Genomic DNA, 25,834 nt, shown 5'->3' with positions numbered 1-25,834 from the left:
TTCTTAGGCCTCTAATTTTTTCAGAAATTCCTTAAAATCCCCAAAGTCCTTTCCAAGGGATAGAACATTTTTCTTTCCTTTTAGAAATTGAGCAAGGCGATCCGGCAACTCCAATTGTAAACCTAGTGCCTCTTCCACAACTTCATGGAATTTTCCAGGATGGGCTGTCTCCAAAAACACCCCCACAAATCCAGGATTCTCCTTCATAAAATCCTTCAAGCCCAAGTATCCCACAGCGCCATGAGGATCTAGAACATATCCCAAAGCCTTGACTTTCTGGATTGCTCCTACGGTCTCAGAATCATCGTAGAAATACCCTTTTACCTTTTCCCTCAAGAGTGATTCATCCCCTCCGAAAAGGGCGATCAATCGAGAAAAGTTACTCGGATTTCCTACATCCATACTATTGGAGATGGTCTGGATGGAGGGTTTGGCAAGAAAACATTCGCCGCTCAGGTAATCAGGAACCACTTTGTTCACATTGGTTGCCGCTACAAAATAGTCGATCGGCAGGCCCATTCTCTGAGCTAAAATTCCAGCTCCAAGATTTCCGAAATTCCCACTTGGTACAGAGAAAACAATCTTTTTCCCAGTCTTTGGCAAGCGGGACCAAGCATAGAAATAATACAAAGCCTGAGGAATCCATCTTGCAATATTGATAGAATTGGCAGAGGTCAACAGCAAAGACTGATTCAGCTCCGGGTCCAGAAAGGCTTCCTTGACCATGCGTTGGCAATCATCGAAAACACCATCGACCTCCAAGGCAGTGATATTTTGTCCCAAAGTAGTAAACTGCTTTTCCTGAAGCTGGCTCACTTTACCTTTCGGAAATAGAATAATCACTTCAACCCCCTCCACTCCAAGAAATCCATTCGCCACGGCACTGCCCGTATCTCCTGAAGTGGCAACGAGTACACGGACCTTTTTTTCAGAGCCTGCCAAAAGCAAACTCATCAACTTCGAACAAAATCTCGCACCGAAATCCTTAAATGCCAGAGTCGGTCCATGAAACAATTCCAAGCTGTAAACATCTTCCTCCACCTTGACCACCGGAGCGTCAAAAACCAAGGTATGATCCACTAACTCCTTGATTTGCGACTGGCTCAAATCTTCAGAGAAAAGGGCTCCAATCACAGCATAGCCAATTTCCCGGAAAGACATCTCCGGAAGCTTTTGAATAAGTTCCGTGGACAAAACCGGAATGGTTTCTGGCATATAAAGCCCCTGATCGGGAGCAAGTCCTTTGATCACGGCTTCTGATAAGCCAACTCGATGTTCAGGATTATTGGTGCTGTAATATTTCATTTTACTTATTCTTCAATGACATAACCTCCCCGCGTATTGATTTCGGAAAAATAAACATCCACTCCCAACCCAATACTTCTATAAACCTCCTCTGCCGCTTTGGCGATAGCTTCAGCTTTTTCAGAACCTTTGGAAAGAGCAAAAAGCGTAGGCCCCGAGCCTGAAATCCCCATACCCAAGGCCCCGGCAGCTTTAACAGCCTCCCGCACTTCATAAAACCCAGGGATCAATACAGCCCGATACGGCTCAGCAATTACATCCTTGAGAGACCTGGATATCAACTCAAAATCCTCAAGAAAAAGGCCTGCAACTAATCCTGCTACATTACCTGACTGTAGGGTAGCATGCTTCAATGGAATCTGGTCTCGCAATACTGAGCGGGAATCAGCAGTCCGCAGCTCAAAATGAGGATGCAATAAGGTACAAAAAAGCCCCTCTGGCACGTGAAGCCTGATTACATCCAGAGGATGGTAATCCCGGATCAGTACAAAGCCTCCCAATAAACTCGGTGCCACATTATCCGCGTGACCTGCACCACAGGCAGCCTTTTCTGCTGCGATCGCAAAAGGCAGAAGATCTTTTTTCTCAAAAGGCTCTCCAAGAAGACGGTTAGCCGCTACCAGAGCAGCGACGGCACTGGCTGCACTGGAGCCCATTCCTGAACCAAGAGGGAGACCTTTCTCCAAGAAAATATCCAATCCTATATCTTGGCCCAATTCGTCCAACATGGCCTGAATAGCTACAGCACAAGTGTTTTTCTCAACATCCAAGGGAAGTCTTCCTTGATCACCCTGAATGGATACCACCCGAAGTCCGGGTTCCTCTCTTCTTTGAAGCTTGACCGTATCCCCCATACCATCGATGGCAAAACCCAGGATATCAAATCCACAGGACACGTTGGCTACTGTAGCCGGAGCAAATGCTTTGACCCATTCCATCACTCCCTGGTGTAGTTACCGATTCGAATCACATCCGCAAACACTCCCGCGGCAGTTACATCTGCACCTGCTCCAGGGCCACGAATAATCATTGGACGATCCAGGTAACGCTCTGTAGTCAACAGAATCATATTATCACTGCCACTCAAACTACTGAAAGGATGGGCATTGGGCAGGGAATTTAATCCCACTTTCGCCTTACCATTTTCAAGGGTCGCCATGAATCGAAGCTTCTCTCCCTTTTTATTGGCCTCCTTCAGCATCTTGGCGAATTCGGCATCGTGAACCTTCAATTTTGCAAAAAACTCCTCCACAGATTTGGCATCCTGACAATCCTCCGGAACCATGCTCTGAATGCTGATATCCTCAAATTCCAACTCCTGTTCTGCCTCTCTTCCCAAAATCAAAATCTTTCGGGCAACATCCATTCCACTAAGATCATCTCTAGGGTCTGGTTCGGTATATCCTTTTTCTTTTGCTATCCGCACGACCTCCGAAAATGGCTGACCGTTTTCAAGTTCAGAGAATATAAAATTCATGGAGCCACTCAATACAGCTTCGATCCGGATCACTTTATCCCCACTCAGCATTAGATCTGAAAGGGTGTTGATCACCGGAAGACCAGCAGCCACGTTGGTCTCATAGAGAAACTTTACTCCACGTTTTTTAGCCAGTCTTTTCAAAGACCTATACTGCTCCATAGAGCCTGAATTGGCTTTCTTATTTGGAGTCACTATGGCAACTTTTGCCTCAAGAATTCTGCTGTAGGCATCGGCTACATCCTGGCTTGCGGTACAGTCCACAAAAACCGAGTTGGAGAAGTTCATTTCCTCCATCATCTGGACAAACCTTTCCAAATCCATTTTTTGATCCGAATCACTCAGTTGATATGGATTTTTCAAATCAAACCCATCCTCATGAAATGCCATGAAACGGCTATTTGCCAGGCCATGGATTTGTATATCCAATTCACTTTCCCCTCTTAATTTTTCCTGCTGGATTGCGATCATCTTGATCAATGCTTGACCAATCAAACCTGTTCCTACCAAGAATACGTGAAGTACCTTGTTTTCGGAAAGGAAGAATGCTTCATGAAGGGCATTTAGAGCTTTTTGCAAATCCGGTTGAGGAATTACTGCGGAAATATTAAGCTCCGAACTTCCCTGTGCGATGGCGGCTACGTTGATATTATTTCGGCCTAGCGCCCGGAACATCCGTCCAGAAGCACCGGGGTTTTGTTTCATATTCTCGCCAACCACAGCTATGGTTGCAAATCCGTGCATCAGAGATACCTCATCCATTTCTCCGGATTTGATCTCATAGTAAAACTCTTTTTCCACCACCTCTTTGGCCAGGTAAGCTTCACCGGTCTTGATGGCAAGACAGATACTGTGTTCGGATGATGCCTGAGAAATCAGGACAATATTCACTTTAGCTTCAGCCAAAGCCTTGAAGACGCGACTCCCCGCTACTCCATCCAACAAACTTGCCCCCTGTACTGTGACAATAGAAATATTGGACATGGAACTGATCCCCTTGATCAAGGCTCCGTTGGTCACTTCACCATTGATCAGAGTTCCAGGATTTTCAGGCTCAAAGGTATTCTTGATGTATATCGGAATATTCTTCTTCATCGCCGGCTGCATGGTAGCCGGGAAAATCACTTTCGCCCCAAAGTGAGAAAGCTCCATAGCCTCATTATAACTCAACTGAGGGATGGTAAAGGCTGTATAAACAAGTTTGGGATCTGAAGTCAGAACTCCTGAAACATCTGTCCAGATTTCCAAATCATCCGCGTCCAGGGCTCCGGCAAATATCGCAGCTGTATAATCTGAGCCAGAACGACCAAGAGTAGTCGTCTCTCCTTTTGCGGTTGAAGCGATAAACCCGGTGATCACCTTGATCCCGTCATGCTTTTGATAATAATCCCTGATGAGTGCATTGGTAACTTCAAAATCAACACGGGCTTGTCCAAATCGGTCATTGGTTCGAATTACTTCCCGAGCGTCCAAAAAAATGGTTTTCAAACCCCTGGCAACCAAGGCTTCTGCCAAAATAAAGGCGGATAAACGTTCTCCGAAGCTTACCACGTAGTCTAAAGTACGGGTAGAGTTTTCCTTGATTAAATAAATCCCATGAAACAAGTCCTCCAATTCATTGAACCGGACTTTGACATAAGTCATCACAGTGGATTGATTCTGAACTGCAATCAGCTGACGGACAATATCCAAGTGCTTTTCCTCCAAGGTCTGTAGGAGGTCCCGATAAACCTGATCCCCTTCCCTTGCCAATCTGGCTATGGTCAGCAAACTTTCTGTAACCCCTCCAAATGCCGAAAAAACCACGGAAACCTCGTGCCTTTTCAATTTATCCTGAATAATGGAAAATACTTTTTTGATGTTGTCGGGGTTCGCTACGGATGAACCTCCAAACTTGATAATTTTCATAATTGAGAGATGCTTTGACTGGAAACTTAAATCTGGCCTGAAAAGGCCTAAGGGGCGGGTACTCTAAAATTACAGACGGGAGCCCCCCGTTGTGGTGGTGGTCATTGTGGTGTACATGGCAAAAAAAGTGATCGTGCCTGACTCCTTTGGAGAGCCGGTTCCGTTCATAAAAAATGTGTTAGATGCAAATACCATGACAAGCAAATTGACCTGACAATCTTAAGGAGATATTTCCTTTATGCCAAATAAAGCCAATTATTATTTTCATTTTTTTAGAATTTTTGGTTAAAAAATTGAAATTTCTCAAAAATCATTCAAAAAATTTAACGCACCCACACTTCCCTTTTCTTATATGTCAACGAATCTTTATCTGGAAAACAGAAACTGAAATAGTTAAAAAACTGAGCCGATGGAGACAATTTTTCCCCTTAACTGAACAGAGTCATTTTCCTGCTTCCCCAGTAAGGACTGGCCCAATGGAGAGCTTTTACTCAGTAAGAACACCTTCTCTCCATCAACTTCCAATTGACCTATACTGACACTAATCAGAAACCAATCTGTACCCAACTTTACCAAACACCCCTCCCGAATAGCTCCCGTTGAATCTTTGATGGACTGCAGGCGATACAATTCTTCCAAATCCAGGTTAATTTGCTTCAATTGGCTTTCCACGTGATTGAGATCTTGGGTCATCATTTCCCTGCCAGTCTCATATTTATCTCCAGCACTGCTTTTTGAATCTTCCAGAATTCCCTCCGAAATAGCCTTTCTCTCCTCTTGAAGCAAACGAATTTTATCCTTCAACAGGGCAATAGCACTCTGATAAACCCTTTCTTTAAATTCCGACATCATTGATCAACAACCTTCTTTTCTACGGGTATCAATGATATAGACAATCTTCCAGCCCTCAGCAAATTTGACCAGCTGGAAGGAGTTTACACCACAATGGCTAAAGCTTCCATTGACATAAAACTCATAGGGAGTCCAAGCCGAGGCCATGGTACCATCTACCTTGATCTGATAGTCCAAAATCCGCTCATCCAATTGGGTTTCAGAAGGGGTAGATGCTATTCTATTGACAAAATCTGAAACCGAATTACTCCCCACCGAACTTCCCTCTGGTTTTGCCAAAACGGTCTGCATCTGCGCTTCGGGAGAAAATGCATCGGCAACCTGCTGGGCATTTTTTGAGCGCATTCCATCAAAAAGAGAAGCAATTACTTGCTTGACTTCCTCTTCAGGGCTTTGGGCAAAGCCGGCTTGAAAAGTGGCACCAACTAAAAGGGCAACTAAAATGATTTTGATATTCATTATGGTATTTCCGGGGTTAAATTTCACCGTAGAGTTTGAAGGTCATATTGCTCAATGCAGGATTATTGACCGCAAAATGCATGGATTCCGCAATTTCTTGAGGACTAACCCACTTGGAAAAATCCGAATCGGGCATAGCCTCTCTATTTTGGGGTGTATCAATGATACTTGGGACAAATACATGGGACTGAATGGAGGTACCTATGGTTTCCACCTCCAAAATCTCTGCAAGAGAGAGGACTAATCTTTTACTCAGGGCATAGGCGATAGTTTGAGTAGCTTTCCCCAGCTCAAGAGCTGGTCTGGCTCCCACAAAAAGGAAGGTCCCTTTTTGCTGTTTCTTCATAATTGGGAAAAATGCCCTGACCAAATTGTAAGCACTGAAAAAGTTTAACGCGAACATCTTTTCAATTTCCGCCCGACCTGTATTTTCCAAGTCACCCATGGCAAACCCTCCAACAAGAAGGGCCAAGGCATCAAGTTCGGCATATTGAAGCTGATATTCTTTTACAAATTCAGTCACAGAAGCTTCATCAGTCACATCTACCTCGTAATTGTCATCGGCTTCCTCTACCATTTCATCTTTGCCTGGCTGCACCAAGGCAATGACATGATACCCCTCTCTCTTAAATTTTTCCACAACAGCTGAACCTAGATTCCCGGCCGCTCCAGTAATGATGATATTTCGACTCATTGTAACTTGAAACTCGTTTGATTCTTGCTAAAATTAGGCTTTATTTTTCGATTCCTTTTATGAATATTCCAAAAACCCACGAGTCCTGAACCCCTAGAGCACCGATGAAAACAGAAAAACCAAACTACTTTGACTTGGTATACCAAGTGGTCCGGGAAATCCCCACGGGAAGGGTCTGCAGCTATGGAGCAATAGCACATTATTTAGGCCTAAAAAGTGGGGCCAGAATGGTGGGATACGCCATGAATGCCGCCCATACCCTGCCCGATGTACCTGCTCACAGAGTAGTCAACCGAAACGGGATACTTACTGGAAAGCATCACTTTGAAACCCCTACCCGGATGCAAGAGCTTTTGGAGTCTGAAGGTGTTCATGTGGAAAATGACAAAATCCAAAACTTTGAAGAACTGTTTTGGGACCCAGAACAGGGATTGAAGCTTTAAATTACTTCTTTCGTACCAGATATAACCCCAAAAACATCAACAGCCCATTCAAAATCAAGGCCTCAAAACCAAATTTATAGCCCCATAGCCATTTTTCGGAATTTGAGCTGACTAGAAAAGTCAAGACTGGAGCAGCGACTGCCATCAGGGGAACCCATCGATCCTTAACCTGCCAAGAGGTAAACAGACCAAAGGCATACAATCCCAAGAGGGGACCATAGGTATATCCCGCCACAATAAAAACGGAGTTGATGACACTTTGGTCATTGATCCAATAGAACACCAGAATCGCCATAAACATTACGAATGTAAAGACAAGATGTACCTTCTTGCGGATGGAAACGCGTTTGTCTGCTGGATACTTCTTCTCGATTTCCAAAAAGTCAATGCAAAAAGAAGTAGTGAGGGCTGTCAGCGTAGAGTCTGCACTGGAATAGGCTGCCGCGGTAATTCCCAATACAAAAACCACTCCCACAAATGCCGAAAAATGCTGGGTTGCCAACATCGGAAACAACTCATCTGTCTTGGCGGGAATGCTGATTCCCTTGGTCTCCGCGTAGAGATACAACATCACTCCCAAAGACAAAAACAACAGGTTTACAATCACCAGGATCACTGTAAACCAAAACATATTCTTCTGTGCCTCACCTATATTCTTACAGGTCAGGTTTTTCTGCATCATATCCTGATCGAGTCCTGTCATCACGATCGTGATAAATGCACCAGAGATAAATTGCTTAAAGAAATTCGTTCCAGCCTTCCAGTCCCAGTTAAAAATCTCGGATCGGCTATCCCCTGAAACCGCCTTGAAATAATCGGAAACTCCGGAAAAACTCAGTTCATCACCGACCAACTTGATACAAACAACCACAGCTGCCAGCATAAAAAATGTCTGAAGTGTATCGGTCCAAACCACGGTTTTGATACCCCCGCGGTGTGTGTAGAGCCAGATCAATCCTACAGTAATCAGAACGGAAACCCAAAACGGAATACCCAAGGAATCAAAGAGTATTAACTGCAGTACGGAAGCAACAAGAAAAACCCGAAGTGAGGACCCCAAAGTCCGAGAAAGTATAAAGAAAAATGCTCCGGTTTTATAAGACCAAAACCCAAAGCGGGTTTCCAGATAAGAATAGATCGAAACCAAATTGAGCCTATAGTACAAAGGCAATAATACTTTGGCAATGGTAAAATACCCCAAAGTATAGCCCAATACCACCTGAAAATAGTAAAAATTGGAATTGCCGACCTCCCCGGGTACAGAGATGAAGGTTACCCCTGAAAGGGATGCTCCAATCATTCCAAAAGCAACAAGAAACCAGGGGGACTGCCTGTCACCTGTAAAGAAAGTATCCGCAGTAACTTTTCTGGAAGTAAACCATGATATCAAAAACAATAGAAAAAAATAGCAGGAAATAACAAAGAGGACTATTTGAGGGTTCATATTTGCAAAAGGTAAGGGTCGCTAAGTTTGTCCATTATTCTTAATTTTGCAAAATGATTCATTTGAGTTCGCCATTGCCCAATGTAGAAACAGAAGAGATCCTGTTGGAGGAATTGCTGGATCTGGATGCGCATGACTTGATTGTCTTCAATGACGATGTCAATACTTTCAATCATGTTGCCAATGTATTGGTCAAGGTCTGCAGACATACCCGGGAACAGGCAGAACAATGCACCTTAATCATCCATTACAAAGGAAAGTGCGCTGTAAAAAAAGGGAGCCAGGAGGAATTAAAACCCATGTGCGAAGCTATATTAGACGCAGGAATCCAAGCTACTATCGTTTAATCCACCTTTTGTGAATTTCCCATCCAAACTCATCGAGGACGCTGTAACTGAAATTTCCCGTCTACCGGGAATAGGTAAAAAAACAGCCCTTCGACTTGCGCTACACTTACTCAAACAGAACGAAGCCCATACGGAGGCTTTGTCCCTTGCTCTGACCCGGATGCGGCAGGAAATCAAATACTGCCAAACTTGCCACAACATTTCGGATGAAGAGCAATGCAGCATCTGTAAAAGTCCTAGAAGGGACTCAGGATTAATTTGTGTAGTAGAAGATATCAGGGATGTATTAGCCATTGAAAACACCAATCAGTTCAATGGCAAGTACCATGTTTTGGGAGGGGTGATTTCTCCAATCCATGGGATAGGTCCAGAAGATCTAACCATTGAGTCCCTATTGGAACGGGTTATTGAATCTGTTGAAAACGCACCGGTAAGGGAAGTGATCTTAGCCTTAAGTGCCACCATGGAAGGTGACACTACCTCCTTCTATCTTGCCAAACGCCTCAAAGAAAAAGGAATTATGGTCAGCACGATAGCGCGGGGGATTCCTGTCGGGGGCGAGCTGGAGTTTACAGATGAAGTCACTTTGGGCAGAAGTATCCTAACGCGTATAAATTACAACTCTGAGTAAATTTTTATTTGCGCAGAAAAAACCTCGTGATATATTTGCACTCCGATTGGGGAATTAGCTCAGTTGGCTAGAGCGCTACACTGGCAGTGTAGAGGTCATCGGTTCGAATCCGTTATTCTCCACCACAAAGGCAAGTCATTTTGACTTGCCTTTTTTTTTATTTTTTGTTTTTTCCCTGATCCATTCTAATAGAAATCACTTTTGAGAACCAGCCGTTTCTCGAGACTTTAGGAATTGCTAAATCAAATAAATTGAAAAGCTTCAGCCTAAATTCTGGATTTTGACACTTCTACCCCTCCAATCAAACCTAAACCTATTTATAAACAGCCCAATAATTATTGGTATAACAAAATAAATAATACACTATAATTTATCATGATTTATTTCTGCAAGAAGCATTTAAGAAATGCTGAAAAACAAAAAAATAGATACAAATAATTTTAACCATTCATGAATTATACATATATGTTTTTCATTTCAATTTTTTTGCATTTTGAAATTTATTTGACTGATTTTCAATATTTTATGTCAAAATATTTTTTTAGATAAAAATGCTTTACATAAATTTGTTATAGCCTGAAAACCAAACAAAGGCATGCTAAACAAGTGTATACTAAATATTAGATCATTTTTTCCGATTGCTTTGTTTTTAGCAGCAACATTGAATTCTATTACCCTTTTTGCACAGACAAGCAGCCCAAGTTGTAGCCAAGAAAATATTATTGTAACAAGTTATGAACTCCGCAATAGTAATGGAGAGCCATTTACTGTAACAGATAATTATGAAATCGGAGATCTGGTGGATGGAGAGCTATGGGTAACCCTGGGAGGATCTACTGCAAATGGCTATAATTTATACATGTCTTTTGACATCTGGGTAGAGGGTCAGCCGTATATGACCGATCAATGGAACTGTCTCTTTGTTCATCAACAAATCCAACAAGGAGTTCCTGTTAAAGTAAGAGATTTCTCTTGGTACTGGGGAGATCAAATCCAGATCAAAAATGTATTCATGTATTGGATCACAGGGAATGTACCCAACAACCCAGCTGATTGTGGTCCTCCAAGTAAAAGTAACCAAAACGCACAGTGTTATTTTAACGCCTTAGGTTTTGATGTGACTTTGCCTTTGAATCCTAGGTTTAACTTTAATCCAAACACCAATTGCACCAACACTGTTGAGTTTACAAGCACTACTATCGGTGGAACAGCACCTTTTATTTATCAGTATTTCTGGGATTTTGATGGGGATGCCATTATTGACTCCAATGATAGCATTACTTCCTTTAGTTTTCCAAGCTCCGGTACATACCCGGTTTCCCTGATTGTAGATGACGGCACATCCATTAACACCATCACCAAAGAAGTGGTGATAACGTCAAATATTGAAATCCAGGCCACCGTTTATCCTGATTTACTCAGTGGAAATACAGGAAGTGTTACCGTGCAAAACGTAACCGGAGGCACTGCTCCCTATTCCTACCTTTGGACTTTCCCGGATGGAAGTACTACTACCCAAAAAGACATCTCTAACCTGAGCGATGGCACCTATAGATTGGTGGTTACCGATGCAAACAACTGCTCGAACCAAGTGGAGTTTTTGGTTGAAGCTGCATCAATATTATCCATGAATCTTGGGGATTTTGAAGCCAAATTAGGCTCCGACCAAAAAGAAGTAAACTTGACCTGGATCACCAATAAAGAGATTGAAAAAGGCTGCTTTGAAATCCAAAGAAAAACCTCATCCGACCAAGATTTTGAAACTATAGGCTCAGTGGCAATATCGGACATAAAAATCGACGCAACCTCCTATGGTTTTACCGACAAAAATCTTCCGTTTTTCGGCCAATCCATTTACTATAGACTTAAAAAAGCTACAGAAGATGCAGTTTATTTCTCCACCGTAAAACTGGTGCAAAGAGAAATCAACCCAAAACCCGTGAGTCTTTGGGAAGTGTATCCCAACCCCAGCTTTGATGGAAATTCCTACTTGAAATTGAAAAAACCAGTACTTTTTGAGGACAGAAAAGTATTTCTGAGGGTGTATGATACGAATCGTACCTTGGCCATTTTTTCAGTTGATCTGCCTGATTCTGGTAAAGTCCTGCTATCGGAACATTTTAACCAGTTCCCTATAGGCCTCTCTTATTTGGAAGTAATCTATGGAGACAACTCTGAAGTAATCAAGCTAATCAATAAATAGAGAGGATTTTCTCTGCCTTTTTTTAGAAAAGGATTTTTTATGTAACTCCACTGTTGTAGTATCCAATTGGGTTATCAGGCTTGCTTTCCTCCAAAGCTCTTTTAAGGAACCTTTTTAATCCTTAAATTTCATTTTTATGCTGCGCTATGAACAAACTAGCTTCCTTTTGGCTGATTATTTCCCTTTTAAGCATTTCTTCATGCTCTTGCAATCCTGAAAAAATCATCCACTTCGCCTTTAAAGGAATGGAAACTTTGATGGGAGAAGGTTTTTTGCCTTCTGAGGAAATTCGTGCACTCGGAAATTTCCAAGGGATGAGTGTAAACCTGAGCAATTCAACTGAAGGGGATAGTTCGGAATCCGTTATTTTTCTCCAACTCCAAAATGGTGATCCAATGATTTTGGGCAACCAACCCGAAATACTGGCTCGAAAATGCGCTGAACTTTACATCAGAGATTTCGAAAAATCAACAGATTATCAGCAAATTACAGTTCAGTTTATTCAAAGTGATCCTCGAAATCCTGAAAATTTCGCAATGCAGGAATACACTTTCAATACGGCTGATTTCCTATAAACCAAAACCACAACACCATGATCATCCCTGAAGAATTCAAAAGACCACCTCTTTCACTTGGAGACTGGGTCATCAATGTGATTGTCACCAAAATCCCTCTGATCGGGTTTATTATGCTGATTGTTTGGGCAGTGGACAATAATACTGAACCAAGTAAGGCCAACTGGGCAAAAGCGGAACTGATCGTCAAACTGATTGGTTTTGCAATTGGAATTATTATCATCTCCATCATTGGATTCGGAGTTTTCGCCAACTTTGCGGACGAAATCGACTGGTCCAAACTTGATTAATGAATTTAAAAGCCCTCTGTACCGATATTGACGGAACCCTGCTCAATGCTGAGCGGGATCTTTCTCCAAGATTAAAAAACGCAATTGGCCGACTCCCACAGGATTTCCCGGTGATTTTGGCGAGTTCCAGAATGCCGGATGCTATGCGGCATCTCCTGCGTGACCTAAACCGCACAAAGGAACCTTTAATTTGCTATAACGGAGGCTATGTGATCAATGGAACTGGAGAAGTGTTGGATTCTGTGGAAATCCCTCTTCCCCTGGTTTCCAAAATCCTTGAATTGAGCAAAAACTCCTCTATTCATGTCAGCCTGTATCAAGGTGAAAACTGGTATGAACCCAAAGACGATTACTGGGCTCAGCGTGAAATTAAAAACACCAAAGTCCAGCCTACATGGAAAAGTGGAGAGGAAGTGCTGGATTTGTTGTCCAAAAATGATTCTGGTGTCCACAAAGTCATGTGCATGGGGGAATCTCAGGAAATCAGCTGGCTTTTTGGGGAGCTGCATTTCAGCCATTCTGAGGATTTACACCTCTATCGGTCCAAAGACACCTATATCGAGATCGCTCCCAAAAAGATTTCCAAAGCTACTGCACTGCAATTGGTTCTAGACCACCTCTATGATTTCGGACCGGAACATGTAATAGCCTTTGGGGACAACTACAACGACATTGATTTACTTCAAAAGGTTGGCTGGGGAGTAGCGGTGGATAATGCACGTCCAGAGGTCAAGGCCGTTGCCAATGAAATCACCCTTCACCACAAAGAAGACGGCGTGGCCAGCTCCCTAGAAAAACTGCTCTTGAATTTATAAGATCCCGGATCCGTCCTCCACATCTTCTAAAGCTCTTTCCAAAAAATCCTGTAAGGGCTTCATTTTTCTAAAGCCTTCCATAGCCTGGATGATAAATTTACCGGAATCTATATCCCGATCGGCAATGGGATGGGAAACTGTAAAGCTTTTCAGCCGCAGATATTCAATGTATAGATGATCTGAATCATAATCCCTGGGACTGGTTTTGAGCTTTTCCCCCTCAATTCCCTCAAAAAATTTGCGAAACTCCGGATCAGACTCAATTTGTTCCAGCTCAGCCCCTGAATAATCAATCTCCTGTCGGATCTTTTTCAGGGTCTCAGCCATGGGCATCCATATCCCTCCTGCCAAAAATGAATTCCCGGGTTGGATCTGCAGGTAATACCCAGGTCCCTCCGACTTTTTACCTTTGGGAGAAAAATAAGCTCCGAAATTTGTTTTGTAGGGATTTTTGTTGGCTGAAAATCGGATATCTCGGTTTTGTCTAAATACACAATCCTTGGGTTTGAATGCAGATAGCCTAGGTTCCAACTCGGTCAACTGCTTCAAAAGGACATCCACATCCTCCAGAAATTCCTCTCGGGTTTCCAGATACCACTTTTTATTGGCATCCATCCACTCTTTACGGTTGTTTTCAGCGAGCGCAGAAAGGAATTTCAAATAGGGTCTCATATGGAAAGCATTTTTGGAGTAGCACTTGGTAATAACCAGGGCTAGTAAACTTTGTTAGATAAAATCCACCAAGGTCTCCAGCTTCATCCCGCGGCTCCCTTTGATCAGGATCAGGTAATCCTCCAATTTACTGTCCTGAAGCCAGTTTCTCAAAGAAAACGGATCCGGAAAATAGAGGGCCTTCGGGGCTTTTTCCAAAGCTGCAACAGTCAATTTCCCGGTAAAACAAACCTTATCAATCGGGTATTGGCTCACAATCTCACCCAGCCTTCTATGTTCATCTTCTGCATGTTCCCCCAATTCAAACATATCCCCCAAGATGACCATTTTATGTTTCTTCCCTGTCATTTCCCCAAAAGTCCTAACCGCAACTTCCATACTGGAGGGATTTGCATTATATGCATCGAGAATAATCAGATTGCTCCGCTTTTCGAGCAATTGGGACCGCATATTTGAAGGATGATAACTGAGCACTCCCTCGATGGCTTTATCCATAGGAACTCCAAAGTATTTTCCAACAGTCAAAGCCGTAGCGATATTCCCAAAATTGTATGCTCCGATCAATCCGCTTTGGTAAACCTCATCCAATCCCTCCACCGAAAACTTCACAAAAGGATCCGCACCTTTGAAGTTTACTTCGCAAAAATCCCCCTTCGCCGGATATAGAACCGGATTAGGAAATCGCTTGATCATTTTGGAAAGAACAGGGTCCTGGGAGTTGATAAATACAGTTCCCTTATTGTCCAGGAGGTGCTGATAAAGTTCGGTTTTTGTCTTCAAAACCCCTTCCGGGCCACCCATCCCTTCCAAGTGGGCCTTCCCTATATTGGTTATAAATCCATGAGTAGGCTCGGCAATTTCACATAGCTCCTGAATATCTCCTTGCTTATTGGCTCCCATTTCGATGATGGCAATTTCTGCATCTTGGGGTATAGCCAAGAGTGTGAGAGGCACACCGATATGATTATTAAGGTTCCCAACAGTTGCAGAGGTCTTGAACTTCTGTTTCAATACAGCATTCAGTAACTCCTTAGAGGTTGTTTTCCCATTTGAACCGGTCAAGGCAATAAATGGAATATCCAGTTTGTGTCTATGATAATTCCCCAGCTTTTGCAAAGCCGTCAACACATCCTCACAGATAAAATATCGCTCATCATTTTCCTCAAAATATTCAGGATCATCCACTACCACAGCGGCAGCGCCCATTTCCAAAGCCTTGGCAGCGAATTCATTTGCATTGAAATTGGGGCCTTTCAGTGCAAAAAAGATATTCCCCTTTTCGATTTTCCGGGTATCGGTGCTGACTCCTGTACTTTTCTGAAATAGTTGATATAAAATCGCGATGTTCATCTAGGAAAGAAATTTTATCCCAAAATAAAGGAATCATCACATCTTTGAAGTGAAGCTTCCGTATTAATTTTAGCATTGACTATCAAATCCTCCATGCGAAGACTTCTGATCATCCTGCTTATCACCCTTTCCCAAAACTTATTGGGACAGCAGATTTACAGGATCAACCAGGCTCCGGCAATGAAAGTCGATGGTCAGCCCCTCCCTTCCCCATTTGCCGGGGGAATCAATTCAGCTCAGATACAATCCATAGACCTTACCCAAGATGGAAAGGAGGAATGGGTGATCTGGGACATCAATTCCCGCCAATTGATGGTTTTCAAAAAAGAAAATGGATCCTTCATCCATCTCCCAGAGCTGAGCTACCTCTTTCCTCCAGATATCAGTGGATTTATGGTCTTGGCCGATTATGATCTAGATGGGAAAAAGGACCTCTTCACCTCCACTGCATTAGGGATCAAGGCTTACCGTAATACCTCCTCCTCTGGGCAAATTTCTTGGGAAACGGCACAAAACTTCCTGCGTTTGGACGGGGCAGCAAATATTCAAGCCAACAATTTGGACACCCCTCTGATCCAAGACCTTGACAATGACGGAGACTTGGACTTGGTCATCTTCAATTTTGCCTCAGGAGATTATCTGGAATTTTACAAAAACACCTCCGTGGAACGAAAAGGAACACCCGATATAGATGGTTTCGCCTTTCCAATTACCCACTGGGGAAATTTTGAATTTTGCAGTTGCGGAAATATCTCCTTCGGACAAACCTGCTCCGGACTGGATCTCGATTCCAGGATTACTGAAAATGAAAACCAACGTATCCAGCATTCCGGGGGGCATTCCATACTTTACCGTGACTTTGATGGCGATGGAACCCCAGATCTTCTCTTGGGTAGGGATGAATGCGACAAACTCTATTTTTTACCAAACCAAGGAACCCAAAGTCAGGCAACCTTCAATTCCTTCAGTAATGAAATCCCCCAATTGGGAGCATTACCTTCCTTCCCCATTTTCCACAATCCACAGTTTTTGGACGGTAAGTTGGTAATCAGCCTCAACACCAATGAGCAGGCTTTGATTTATGGGATTGATTTTGCTCAGTCCATTTTCCAAAATGAAGGGTTTGAGGATTATCAACCTATACTGCAAAATATGCAGGTTGACCTGGGCGAAAATGCGCGCCCCTTGTTCCAGGGAAATGAATCAGCCGGGGAACTACTCGTAACTTCAAATATCACCAAAGTGGACGGAGTATTTGCTGAAATAAGCCGTTTCTCTTTTCCCGAAGGCACTTTTTCCCTTGAGGAAAGGAATTATCTGAATCTCAGAGCACAGCAATTACTGGATGTTCAGCTTCTGCGCTTTTCAGATGCTCAGGGCAAATCCTACTTTTTGGCTTCCGGAATCCGATATGAAGGCAACATTCCCAACCAAATTATTCTGGATTTGAACGGGGCAAATACTCCAATTTTTGAGCTGGCAGGATATAAGCCCAGCCGAGGAGATTATCTTCAGTTTTTTGTTTACGGCGGAAAAAATCACCTATTGGTTGCCGGGCAAAACGGGAGATTAGATTGGTACGAGGTGGATTTCACCCAACAAACCGCCACCCTGAAAGAAGCGGACTTTTTAGGCTTTGTAGACAATCCTGCCACAAGGAACTTAAGCATTTCTGTTGATTCTACTTCCGAGCCCGACCTTTTTGCAGTTGACCAGAGAGGAATTCTGATCCGAGTGAAGGACTTCATGAATAATCCCCAAACAGATGAAATCCAAGTACAGATTGGAGATCTTTTCCTTCCTACCCGTTTGGGAAGGAATACCTGGATTACTTTAGTTAAGCCTCTTTTGGATGGAAGTCCTGATCTTATTTTGGGGACTAGGGCCGGTGGTTTGATCTATTTGGATGCTGCCGAGTTTGAAGAGCCAAGCTTGGGAGATTTCCGACTGAAAGTTTACCCTAACCCAAGCCATGGACCTATACGAATCATATCCAATCTCCCGGCCACAGGTTCCCTATTCACATCTATGGGCCAGGTGCTAATTTCCGGACTGAAAATCAATGCCAACCAAGTACTGGAGGTAGAATCTGGCTTTTTGGCTCCGGGACTTTACATCCTAAGGCTTGAAGTTGAAGGCGGAATCACAGAATCCCGAAAGGTCTGGATCCGCTAATTACAGGATTGGTTTGGTAAGAAATCCCCAAAATTCCTAGCTTTCGTACCAGAATCATAAATCCATGAAGCATATTTATTTACTTGGAATCCTGGGGATATTTCTATTCTCCTGTTCCTCTCAACCTGAAAATCCGGCTGACTCTGTTTTCATCAATGGGATTATCTATACAGTAGATGAATCCAATCCCAAAGTAGAAGCAGTAGCAGTCAAAGACGGAATGATCCTCGATGCAGGAAGTTCGGAAAACATAAAGCAGTACATAGGTGACCAGACCGAGGTAATTGACCTAGAAGGTAAGACCATGACTCCGGGTTTTATTGAGTCTCATGCCCACTTGATGGGTATAGGCTACAATAAGCTGGAGATCGACCTGATGTACGTCAAAACCTACGACGAACTGGTAGAAAAAGTAGCGGAAGCTGCATCAAAAGCAGAGCCAGGCGAATGGATCACCGGTAGAGGTTGGCACCAGGACAAATGGCTCCAAATGCCGGACAAAACCGTCAAAGGCTTCCAGACCCATGATGCACTAAGCGCTGTCACTCCTGACAATCCGGTTTACCTGGCCCATGCATCCGGACATGCTTCTTTTGTGAATAAAAAAGCCATGGAGCTGGCAGGAATCACCTCTTTGCGGAGCGAAAATCCCACCCAGGAAGTAGAAGGTGGAGAAGTGCTGCGCGATGAACTTGGAAATCCAACTGGAGTTTTGGTAGAAAGAGCTTCCGGATTGGTCAGTCGATTGATCCCAAGAGAAACCCCAGAAAGAGCGGAAGAAGCCCTGACTTTGGCCTTAAAAGAGTTGGCTGAAAAAGGAATTACTTCTTTCCACGATGCAGGATCCGGTCAGGACGTAATCGACTTGGTTCAAAAATTCAAAGCCGAAGGCAAGCTTACCGCCAGAATGTACATCATGTTGACCGGGCGACAGCCGGAATTACTGGAGCAATGGTATCAAAAAGGACCAATGATCGATTCGGATCATTTTGTCACGGTCCGCTCCATCAAGCTAAACTGTGACGGAGCCTTAGGACCTTGGGGAGCTTGGTTGCTGGAGGATTATTCAGACAAACCAGGTCATAGAGGTCATGAAACTTTGCCTATGTCAGTGGTAACCGAAGTTTCTGAAAAAGCCCTTCCTTTGGGATTCCAGGTAAACTCCCACGCCATTGGTGACCGTGCCAATCAGGAGATTTTGGATCGTTATGAAGCAGCTTTCGCCAAATTTCCTGATACCAAAGACCACCGTTTCCGCATCGAGCATGCCCAGCACCTTCATCCGGATGATATTCCAAGATTCGGTGAACTGGGTGTAATTGCAGCCATGCAGGCTATTCATTTGAGTTCAGACCGCCCTTGGGCAATAGACCGATTGGGTGAAAAGCGAATCATCGATGGAGCCTATGTTTGGCAGAAGCTTTTCCAGACGGGCGCCCGCATCGCCAATGGAACCGATGCTCCTGTGGAACCGGTAGATCCTATTCCTTCTTTCTATGCTTCTGTGACCCGAAAAACCCTCCAGGGACTTCCTGAGGGAGGCTACGAGGGGGACCAAAAAATGACCCGGGAGCAGGCTTTGAAGTCCTATACATTGGACGGATCCTTTGCCGAATTTGAAGAAAACTTCAAAGGATCCATTGAGGTAGGGAAAGCAGCTGATTTCACCGTTTTCGACAAAAATATCATGGAAATTCCAGAAGACGAGATTTTGGAAACCAAGGTAGAAATGACTGTAGTAGGAGGTAAAGTAGTTTACAATAAACAGTAAGCAGAAAATTTAAATAAAAAGACCTGTCAGTAATTAAAAATCTGGCAGGTCTTTTTTTTGCCGTTCATTCAAGTTTTCAATTTTCATTAGTGAAAAAACTCCTATTTTCCCTGTCTAATAAACTTTTAACACATGAGAAAACTTTCACTTTGGATCTGGTTGTTTTGCCTGACAGCCACATTTGCCCTAGCCCAGGAACAGCAACCCATGTCCTGGAAAGACATCCCTAGCTGGAAATATATGCCCGGTTCCGCATTCCGGCTTTCACCGGATGGACAATGGATGGCTTATGGCCTGATTGCCCTGGAAGGGGACGGCGAGATCATCCTTCAAAAAGTCGGGGATGAGTCCAGCAAAAAGACGTTTAAAATCGGTTCTACCAACTCCCCTTCCATGGAGTTTAGCGAAGACGGAAAATGGTTTGCCTATACCGAATACCCTACCTTCAAGGAGAAAAAAGCGAATGAAAAAAGTAAAGGAAAACCCCTTCGCAACAAAGTCACCTTGATCAAGCTTGGCTCGGAGGACAGCAAGACCTTTGAAAATGCGAGCAGCTATGCATTCAACGGAAAAGCTTCCAGCCATCTGGCAATCAACCTTCCTAAAGAAGGCAATGGAGATGGCAAAGGATCCGATCTGTTGATTTACCATCTGGCAACAGAAAAGACCCAAAACCTGGGCAATGTGTCTGACTTTGCTTTCAACAAAGCGGGTTCACACCTAGCCTATAGCGTGGATGCAGCCAACCAATCCGGCAATGGCTTATACCTTTTGAACCTAAGCACCAACAGCATACAGGTCTTGGATTCGGACAAAGCTACTTACCGTTCACTCAACTGGACGGAAAAAGGGGATGGATTTGCTGCCTTGAAAATGGTCAAGGACAAAAAATACAAGCAGGACCAAGGACAGGTGATCGGAGTTAAGAACTTAAATGCTCCGCAGGTCAGCATCTATGACCCATCCAAGGATTCCCTGAATTTTGCCAAAGGCTATACCATCTCCCAAAACCGCCGTCCTATGTGGTCGGAGGATTTAACCCGACTTTTCTACGGAATTCATCCACTTGAATTAGAAAAGAAAGAGGAACCCAAAAAAGAGGTGGATAAGGACTCCGTCGCTGCAGCTGAATCAGCAGCCATGAAGAAAATCATGGCGGACACCACCATAAAGAGCATTTCGGATTTGCAAAAAGCCATTGCAAAATTGGATTCAGGAAAAACTCAAGGTCTAAAGAAAAACGAGGCCGATAAGCCAGACATGACCATTTGGCACTGGAATGACAGCCGACTCCAATCCCGTCAGCAAGTCATGGAAAACATGGACAAGAATTACAGCTTCTGGTCCATGTATGATGTAGCATCAGGCAAGCATATTCAGCTTCAGGATAGCACCATGAAGGATCTGAACATCCTAGAAAAGCAAAAATATGCCTTGGGGTCTGACATTACTCCTTATGAGTTGGACATGAATTTGAACGGACAGAACTACAGGGATTATTATTTGGTAGATCTCAGTACAGGAGTTCGCAAGCCTCTATTCACGAAGTTTTACCAACCTTCCTTTGCTTCTTTCCCTAGGGAATCTCCGGACGGAACCAAACTCCTGTACGGAATGGATGGACACTTCTTCATTTATGACATTGCTTCCGGAACCAGTACCAACATCACCGAAAATCTGCCTGTTACCTTTGTAAACACGGAAGATGATCACAACGTTGAAAAACCGCTTCAGAATCCTCTGGGATGGAGCAGCGATAGCAAGTACGTCTTGCTGCGGGATGGATGGGATATTTGGCAGGTTCCCCTATCCACCAAAGAGCAGGCTAAAAACCTGACGGTGAACGGACGTAATGACCAGATCCGCTATCAGTACCGATTCAATTTGGATCCAGAGGAAAAAGGAATTGATCTGAGCAAACCCACCTACATCCGTATGTATGGAGAATGGACCAAAAAGAGTGGGATTGCGCTGTTAAGCCCTGCCAAAAAAGGAGGCTTGACTGTGGGTGCCAAATCACTTGTTTGGGATGATGCCAACTTCGGCACCCTTTCCAAAGCAAAGAATTCGGACCGTTATTATTTCTACAAAGAAAAATTTAATGAACCTACTCAGGTCTACCTGACCGATGCTTCATTGGCTAATCCAACCCAGGTTACAGGCAATGCCCCAGATGCTTCCAAATACCAGTGGTCCGCAGGCACACGCTTAGTCGATTATGTATCTGACAAAGGAGACAAATTACAAGGAACCATTTTCCTACCGGCAGGCTATGTTGAAGGACAGAAATACCCAACTGTGGTGTATTACTACGAAAAACTATCCCAGACCCGTCACAACTGGACCAATCCAGGCTATAGCGGAACAGGATGGAACCCGAACATTTATACTTCTAACGGTTTTGCCGTATTTATCCCGGACATTGTTTATAAACTCGATGACCCTGGCATGTCTGCGGTTTGGTGTGTAATCCCGGCTGTCAAAGAAGCAATCAAAACTGGGGTAATTGATGAAAACAATATCGGAATCCACGGACATTCCTGGGGCGGGTACCAGACTTCATTCCTGATCACACAGACGGACATGTTCAAAGCTGCTGCTGCAGGAGCCCCTCTGACGAATATGATTTCCATGTACGATTTGATTTATTGGAATACGGGAAGTGGAAACATGTCTATTTTCGAGGCTTCTCAAGGCAGATTCAGAGGAGGACCTTGGGAAAACTGGGACTCCTATGAACGCAACAGCCCTGTTTACCATGTGAAAAACGTCAAAACCCCTCTTTTGATGCTACACAATGACAAGGATGGAGCAGTGGACTTTACTCAAGGGATAGAATACTACTCAGCATTGAGAAGGCTGAAAAAACCAGTTATCCTGGTACAATACAAAGGCGAAAACCATGTCTTGGGCAAGTTGGAAAACCGAAAGGACTACAGCGTCCGAATGATGGAATTCTTCAATCACCACCTCAAGGGCGAAACCGCACCGGATTGGATGAAAAAAGGAATCAACCGACTGGATTTGGATGAGCACTTGGAAAAAAGAGCTTTTTGAAAATCCCTATCAATAGCTATTAAACCAAAAATCCCCTGATTCGCATCAGGGGATTTTTTTTTCTTCCTACTGAAGTACTCAAAATTGAATCTCTAAATAACTCAGTTATCCATTCCAATATCCAAATAGGTATAGCCTAGTTGGCCAAAGGTAACAAAAGTGGTTTTGGCAGAAATAGCGACCTTTACCTGAGGGAGAATCTGATCCTTTCGAAATTGGAACATTCCCATATTCTGCCCACACACATAGAACCTTATCCCCGCTTCAGCCATTTGTCTTATAGCTTCCTTGTTCGGGTTGGGAATCCCATATTTTCTTTCATACTCCTCATCATTCAAAATGGCTATCACACTTCCCCCATGGACTACTGCCACCATGTGTAATTTTTCCTTAGGCACCCCATTTGCAACATGTAGGTTGTAAGTCCTGGCTAAATCCACAAAGCTTGGAAAAACCATAGAGGAGTCCCTCACTCTCCCATAGATATCCAAAATCACCTTGTAATCCAATTCAGGATTGTAAGTCAACTCAGGATCCTCCACTTCTATCACTCCGGCAAAGGGAGCAAAATCAAAAACAGGGTAGCTCACTTTCCCCTCCAAATACGGAGGGAGCCCATTTTGTGCTTTCACTAATCCTAAAGTGAACATCAATAGAACAAGAGTAATTGGCAGTTTCATATACATCTGGTTTTAAAAGATTTATAATTTACTTCCCTTCTTTGGAATTTCAGTAACTGGAATTGATGATTAATCTTTCCGCTAACGTAATTTCAACTCTACTGAATGAAATCTCGACTATCTTTCTCCCTAACTAGCTGATTTCGAAAAGAATTGACACCATTTGTAAAAAAATTACTTAATTAAGAGAAACATAATTGATATTTTTGTTTTTCTGGAATTCCTCGATTATCTCCTTGGAGTTTTCCTCTTACTATCAAACCTATGAAACCCAGAATCTCCACTTATCTCTGTATCTGCTTTCTGCAGGTATCCGTCTTTGCTTTTGTTTTCCCGTCCCTGGCACAAAACCAACCCGGGAAATTAAGAGGGAAGGTCATTGATGCCGGCAGTAAGGAAGCCCTGCCCTTTGCATCCATCGCAGTTTATGGAGAAGGTGACAACTTAGTCGGAGGAGGGATTTCAGAAGACAATGGAAAGTTCACTGTTGATCTCCCTTTTGGAAGATATTATGCACTAGTCGAATTCATGGGATTTGAAGCATTTAAGAGCGATTTTTTTACCATCAATCGAGAGAACCCAAATTTTGACTTGGGCGATATTTCCCTTTCTGCAACTGCTTCTGACCTGGAAGAGGTGACGGTTCAGGGAGAAAAAACCCTGATGGAACTTGCTCTTGACAAGCGAATTTTCAATGTAGGAAAAGATCTTGCAAACGCCGGGGGGACCGCTTCCGATATTTTGATGAATCTTCCTTCCGTGGCGGTAGACCCAGAAGGCAATGTTAGATTGAGGGGCTCATCCAATGTCCGTATTCTCATTGATGGAAAACCTTCTGGACTGGTTAGTTTCAAAGGCAGTTCAGGACTAAGACAGCTTCAGGCCAACATGGTGGAAAGAGTGGAAGTGATCACCAATCCCTCTGCCCGGTATGAGGCCGAAGGTATCGCTGGAGTAATCAACATTATCCTTAAGAAAGACAACAAACAGGGATTCAACGGATCTTTTGAGGTAATTGGGGGAACTCCCCTGAATCTTGGTTTTTCCACTAATCTCAACTATCGCCACAAGCGCATCAATTGGTTTATCAATTACGGATTTGCCAGAAGACATCAACCTTATATCAGCGAACTTTATCAGGAAGTTTATGAGAATGGGAATACCTACATTCTAAGCCAAAACAACTCCGGAAAAGTAAGAGGCTACAATAACAACATTCGGGGGGGATTGGATTATTATTTCAATGAGCAAAGCATTTTGACGCTTTCCTATCTCTGGAGAAGAAGTGATGCCCACCGGATTACGAATATCCGCTATGAAGATTATCTCAATACCTTAGACAATTATTTGGGGTATAGTTTGAGAAAGCAGGATGAGACCGAACAGGAACCCAACTCTGAGGTGGTTGTGAGTTACAAGCGGAATTTTGAGCAGAAAGGCCACGAGCTGACAGCTGCCTTCACCTATTTGAATTATTGGGAAAATTCAGATCAGCTATTTACTGAATATTCCTTTACACCATCCGGTCAGGAAATCCCCAGCGAGGATCTAGTTCAGACCTCTCTCAATGACGAATACGAAAACCAATACCTTCTGCAGTTGGATTATGTAAAACCCATTTCTAAAGAAGGGAAATTTGAAACCGGTCTCCGTACCAGTTTCCGAGAAATGAAGAACGATTTTATTGTTAAGGAAAAGGATGAAAGCGGAAATTTCCTACCACTGCCAGGACTGGACAATATTTTCCTGTACAATGAAAATATTCTGGCCGCTTACGGGATTTTGGGTAATAAAACCGGAAACTGGAGTTACCAAGGAGGGTTAAGAGCTGAGCACACTGATGTGGAAACCATTCTGGCTGAAACCAATGAACGGAATCCCAGAAAATACACCAATCTATTCCCAAGCGCCCACGTGACTTACAATATCACCCAAGAAAACGCTTTTCAGCTTAGTTACAGCAGAAGGGTACGGAGACCGGTATACAACGACCTAAGCCCTTATGTGACCTTCTCGGACCAGCGGAATTTCTTCAGTGGGAATCCTGACCTGAATCCGGAATTCACCGATGCTTTTGAGCTTGGCCACATCAAGTATTTCGAAAAGGGAACACTCTTTTCTACCGCCTATTACCGAAATACAACCGATAAAATCGAACGGATCAGAATTGTAAATGAGGATGGATTTTCGGAAACCCTTCCTTTCAATCTAACCGGAGAGCAGTCTTATGGCTTGGAATTCAGTGCGGATTATCGACCAAAACCCTGGTGGAAACTGGATCTGAACCTAAATTTCTTCCACGCCAATATTGACGGAAGCAATATCGAAGCAGAGTTCCAGGCAAAAACTACTTCCTGGTTGATGAGACAAACCTCCCGATTCACACTTGACAATGGTTGGGACCTTCAATTGAGGGGAAATTTCGATGCCCGCCAAAAAACAGCCCAAGGCATCCGGAAAGGTATTTTCTTCATGGACCTATCGGCAAGCAAGCAAATCTTAGAGGAAAGAGGCAGACTGACCCTAACCGCAAATGACATTCTCAATTCAAGAAAAAACCGATACATCATTGAAGGAGAAAACTTCTTTACGGAAGGAAGTTCTCAATTTGTCCGAAGACAAATCAACCTGACATTCTCCTACAGAATCAAACAGTAACTCAATAGCTAATCATACTTTGAAATCA

Annotated in this window: 21 protein-coding genes and 1 tRNA gene; 12 read left to right on the top strand and 10 right to left on the bottom strand. The window is 43.5% G+C overall.

Going from position 1 to position 25,834, the window contains the following annotated elements:
• Positions 1 to 3: 3 nt before the first annotated feature.
• The 6 genes from thrC to P2G54_RS03485 form a co-directional block, all read right to left on the bottom strand.
• Positions 4 to 1,305, bottom strand: a complete 1,302-nt coding sequence (gene thrC, locus P2G54_RS03510; protein WP_275868227.1) for a threonine synthase — start codon at positions 1,303 to 1,305, stop codon at positions 4 to 6.
• Positions 1,306 to 1,310: 5 nt separating this feature from the next.
• A complete protein-coding gene (locus tag P2G54_RS03505) occupies positions 1,311 to 2,243 on the bottom strand; it encodes a homoserine kinase (RefSeq protein WP_275868225.1) in 933 nt (310 codons plus the stop codon).
• The gene (thrA, locus tag P2G54_RS03500) at positions 2,243 to 4,690 is read right to left on the bottom strand and encodes a bifunctional aspartate kinase/homoserine dehydrogenase I (RefSeq protein WP_275868223.1); all 2,448 of its coding nucleotides are present in this window, start codon (positions 4,688 to 4,690) and stop codon (positions 2,243 to 2,245) included. The genes P2G54_RS03505 and thrA overlap by 1 nt, the downstream gene beginning before the upstream one ends.
• A gap of 393 nt (positions 4,691 to 5,083) precedes the next feature.
• Positions 5,084 to 5,539: a hypothetical protein gene (locus tag P2G54_RS03495; RefSeq protein ID WP_275868222.1), complete on the bottom strand. Its 456-nt coding sequence runs from the start codon at positions 5,537 to 5,539 to the stop codon at positions 5,084 to 5,086.
• A 6-nt stretch (positions 5,540 to 5,545) separates the two neighbouring features.
• Positions 5,546 to 6,001, bottom strand: a complete 456-nt coding sequence (locus P2G54_RS03490) for a nuclear transport factor 2 family protein (protein ID WP_275868220.1) — start codon at positions 5,999 to 6,001, stop codon at positions 5,546 to 5,548.
• Positions 6,002 to 6,017: 16 nt separating this feature from the next.
• Positions 6,018 to 6,695: an SDR family NAD(P)-dependent oxidoreductase gene (locus P2G54_RS03485; RefSeq protein WP_275868219.1), complete on the bottom strand. Its 678-nt coding sequence runs from the start codon at positions 6,693 to 6,695 to the stop codon at positions 6,018 to 6,020.
• 104 nt (positions 6,696 to 6,799) lie between these two features.
• On the opposite strand from P2G54_RS03485, the gene P2G54_RS03480 reads away from it, so the two are divergent.
• Positions 6,800 to 7,138, top strand: a complete 339-nt coding sequence (locus P2G54_RS03480) for an MGMT family protein (RefSeq protein WP_275868217.1) — start codon at positions 6,800 to 6,802, stop codon at positions 7,136 to 7,138.
• 1 nt (position 7,139) lies between these two features.
• On the opposite strand, the gene P2G54_RS03475 is transcribed toward P2G54_RS03480, so the two are convergent.
• Complete coding sequence (locus P2G54_RS03475) at positions 7,140 to 8,582, bottom strand: sodium:solute symporter (RefSeq protein WP_275868215.1); 1,443 nt, start codon at positions 8,580 to 8,582, stop codon at positions 7,140 to 7,142.
• 62 nt (positions 8,583 to 8,644) lie between these two features.
• Between P2G54_RS03475 and P2G54_RS03470 the strand changes: the two genes are divergently transcribed.
• The 7 genes from P2G54_RS03470 to P2G54_RS03440 all read left to right on the top strand — a co-directional run bounded on the left by P2G54_RS03470 (position 8,645) and on the right by P2G54_RS03440 (position 13,443).
• A complete protein-coding gene (locus tag P2G54_RS03470) occupies positions 8,645 to 8,929 on the top strand; it encodes an ATP-dependent Clp protease adaptor ClpS (protein ID WP_275868214.1) in 285 nt (94 codons plus the stop codon).
• 10 nt (positions 8,930 to 8,939) lie between these two features.
• A complete protein-coding gene (recR, locus tag P2G54_RS03465; protein ID WP_275868212.1) occupies positions 8,940 to 9,560 on the top strand; it encodes a recombination mediator RecR in 621 nt (206 codons plus the stop codon).
• Between the two features lie 48 nt (positions 9,561 to 9,608).
• Positions 9,609 to 9,685, top strand: a tRNA-Ala gene (locus P2G54_RS03460).
• Positions 9,686 to 10,155: 470 nt separating this feature from the next.
• The gene (locus P2G54_RS03455) at positions 10,156 to 11,763 is read left to right on the top strand and encodes a PKD domain-containing protein (RefSeq protein ID WP_275868210.1); all 1,608 of its coding nucleotides are present in this window, start codon (positions 10,156 to 10,158) and stop codon (positions 11,761 to 11,763) included.
• 146 nt (positions 11,764 to 11,909) lie between these two features.
• Positions 11,910 to 12,338 (top strand): hypothetical protein, encoded by a 429-nt coding sequence (locus P2G54_RS03450; RefSeq protein WP_275868208.1) that lies wholly within the window; start codon positions 11,910 to 11,912, stop codon positions 12,336 to 12,338.
• Positions 12,339 to 12,355: 17 nt separating this feature from the next.
• Complete coding sequence (locus P2G54_RS03445) at positions 12,356 to 12,628, top strand: hypothetical protein (protein ID WP_275868207.1); 273 nt, start codon at positions 12,356 to 12,358, stop codon at positions 12,626 to 12,628.
• Positions 12,628 to 13,443: a Cof-type HAD-IIB family hydrolase gene (locus tag P2G54_RS03440; protein ID WP_275868205.1), complete on the top strand. Its 816-nt coding sequence runs from the start codon at positions 12,628 to 12,630 to the stop codon at positions 13,441 to 13,443. Before P2G54_RS03445 ends, P2G54_RS03440 begins: the two co-directional genes overlap by 1 nt.
• On the opposite strand, the gene P2G54_RS03435 is transcribed toward P2G54_RS03440, so the two are convergent.
• Together P2G54_RS03435 and murF are read right to left on the bottom strand one after the other, a co-directional pair.
• Positions 13,438 to 14,115 carry a DUF2461 domain-containing protein gene (locus P2G54_RS03435; RefSeq protein ID WP_275868203.1) on the bottom strand — a complete coding sequence of 226 codons (678 nt, stop codon included), beginning with the start codon at positions 14,113 to 14,115 and terminating at the stop codon, positions 13,438 to 13,440. The genes P2G54_RS03440 and P2G54_RS03435 overlap by 6 nt on opposite strands.
• A 54-nt stretch (positions 14,116 to 14,169) precedes the next feature.
• On the bottom strand, positions 14,170 to 15,465 hold the full coding sequence (gene murF / locus P2G54_RS03430) for a UDP-N-acetylmuramoyl-tripeptide--D-alanyl-D-alanine ligase (RefSeq protein ID WP_275868201.1): 1,296 nt from the start codon (positions 15,463 to 15,465) through the stop codon (positions 14,170 to 14,172).
• A gap of 93 nt (positions 15,466 to 15,558) precedes the next feature.
• On the opposite strand from murF, the gene P2G54_RS03425 reads away from it, so the two are divergent.
• From P2G54_RS03425 to P2G54_RS03415, 3 genes are all read left to right on the top strand, one after another.
• Positions 15,559 to 17,640, top strand: a complete 2,082-nt coding sequence (locus tag P2G54_RS03425; RefSeq protein WP_275868200.1) for a T9SS type A sorting domain-containing protein — start codon at positions 15,559 to 15,561, stop codon at positions 17,638 to 17,640.
• A gap of 64 nt (positions 17,641 to 17,704) precedes the next feature.
• A complete protein-coding gene (locus tag P2G54_RS03420) occupies positions 17,705 to 19,411 on the top strand; it encodes an amidohydrolase (protein ID WP_275868198.1) in 1,707 nt (568 codons plus the stop codon).
• A gap of 132 nt (positions 19,412 to 19,543) precedes the next feature.
• Positions 19,544 to 22,468, top strand: a complete 2,925-nt coding sequence (locus P2G54_RS03415) for a prolyl oligopeptidase family serine peptidase (RefSeq protein WP_275868197.1) — start codon at positions 19,544 to 19,546, stop codon at positions 22,466 to 22,468.
• A 101-nt stretch (positions 22,469 to 22,569) separates the two neighbouring features.
• Here P2G54_RS03415 and P2G54_RS03410 read toward each other — a convergent pair whose 3' ends face one another.
• Positions 22,570 to 23,148 carry a DsrE family protein gene (locus tag P2G54_RS03410; RefSeq protein ID WP_275868195.1) on the bottom strand — a complete coding sequence of 193 codons (579 nt, stop codon included), beginning with the start codon at positions 23,146 to 23,148 and terminating at the stop codon, positions 22,570 to 22,572.
• 264 nt (positions 23,149 to 23,412) lie between these two features.
• Here P2G54_RS03410 and P2G54_RS03405 point away from each other — a divergent pair, with 264 nt between their 5' ends.
• Entirely contained in the window at positions 23,413 to 25,806 is a 2,394-nt protein-coding gene (locus P2G54_RS03405; RefSeq protein WP_275868194.1) for a TonB-dependent receptor, read from the top strand.
• Positions 25,807 to 25,834 lie beyond the last annotated feature (28 nt).

Source organism: Algoriphagus sp. CAU 1675 (genome assembly GCF_029222925.1).
GTDB lineage: Bacteria > Bacteroidota > Bacteroidia > Cytophagales > Cyclobacteriaceae > Algoriphagus.
Note: the sequence above shows the minus strand (reverse complement) of the source record. Positions and strands in the feature narration are given on the sequence as shown.

Coding starts and splice junctions, on each gene's coding strand:
- P2G54_RS03485 (WP_275868219.1), bottom strand. CDS start 6,695: ATGAGTCGAAATATCATCATTACTGGAGCGGCCGGGAATCTAGGTTCA.
- P2G54_RS03450 (WP_275868208.1), top strand. CDS start 11,910: ATGAACAAACTAGCTTCCTTTTGGCTGATTATTTCCCTTTTAAGCATT.
- P2G54_RS03495 (WP_275868222.1), bottom strand. CDS start 5,539: ATGTCGGAATTTAAAGAAAGGGTTTATCAGAGTGCTATTGCCCTGTTG.
- P2G54_RS03405 (WP_275868194.1), top strand. CDS start 23,413: ATGAAACCCAGAATCTCCACTTATCTCTGTATCTGCTTTCTGCAGGTA.
- P2G54_RS03480 (WP_275868217.1), top strand. CDS start 6,800: ATGAAAACAGAAAAACCAAACTACTTTGACTTGGTATACCAAGTGGTC.
- P2G54_RS03410 (WP_275868195.1), bottom strand. CDS start 23,148: ATGAAACTGCCAATTACTCTTGTTCTATTGATGTTCACTTTAGGATTA.
- P2G54_RS03425 (WP_275868200.1), top strand. CDS start 15,559: ATGCGAAGACTTCTGATCATCCTGCTTATCACCCTTTCCCAAAACTTA.
- P2G54_RS03475 (WP_275868215.1), bottom strand. CDS start 8,582: ATGAACCCTCAAATAGTCCTCTTTGTTATTTCCTGCTATTTTTTTCTA.
- thrC (WP_275868227.1), bottom strand. CDS start 1,305: ATGAAATATTACAGCACCAATAATCCTGAACATCGAGTTGGCTTATCA.
- P2G54_RS03445 (WP_275868207.1), top strand. CDS start 12,356: ATGATCATCCCTGAAGAATTCAAAAGACCACCTCTTTCACTTGGAGAC.
- P2G54_RS03455 (WP_275868210.1), top strand. CDS start 10,156: ATGCTAAACAAGTGTATACTAAATATTAGATCATTTTTTCCGATTGCT.
- P2G54_RS03415 (WP_275868197.1), top strand. CDS start 19,544: ATGAGAAAACTTTCACTTTGGATCTGGTTGTTTTGCCTGACAGCCACA.
- P2G54_RS03435 (WP_275868203.1), bottom strand. CDS start 14,115: ATGAGACCCTATTTGAAATTCCTTTCTGCGCTCGCTGAAAACAACCGT.
- P2G54_RS03440 (WP_275868205.1), top strand. CDS start 12,628: ATGAATTTAAAAGCCCTCTGTACCGATATTGACGGAACCCTGCTCAAT.
- P2G54_RS03490 (WP_275868220.1), bottom strand. CDS start 6,001: ATGAATATCAAAATCATTTTAGTTGCCCTTTTAGTTGGTGCCACTTTT.
- P2G54_RS03505 (WP_275868225.1), bottom strand. CDS start 2,243: ATGGAATGGGTCAAAGCATTTGCTCCGGCTACAGTAGCCAACGTGTCC.
- murF (WP_275868201.1), bottom strand. CDS start 15,465: ATGAACATCGCGATTTTATATCAACTATTTCAGAAAAGTACAGGAGTC.
- P2G54_RS03420 (WP_275868198.1), top strand. CDS start 17,705: ATGAAGCATATTTATTTACTTGGAATCCTGGGGATATTTCTATTCTCC.
- thrA (WP_275868223.1), bottom strand. CDS start 4,690: ATGAAAATTATCAAGTTTGGAGGTTCATCCGTAGCGAACCCCGACAAC.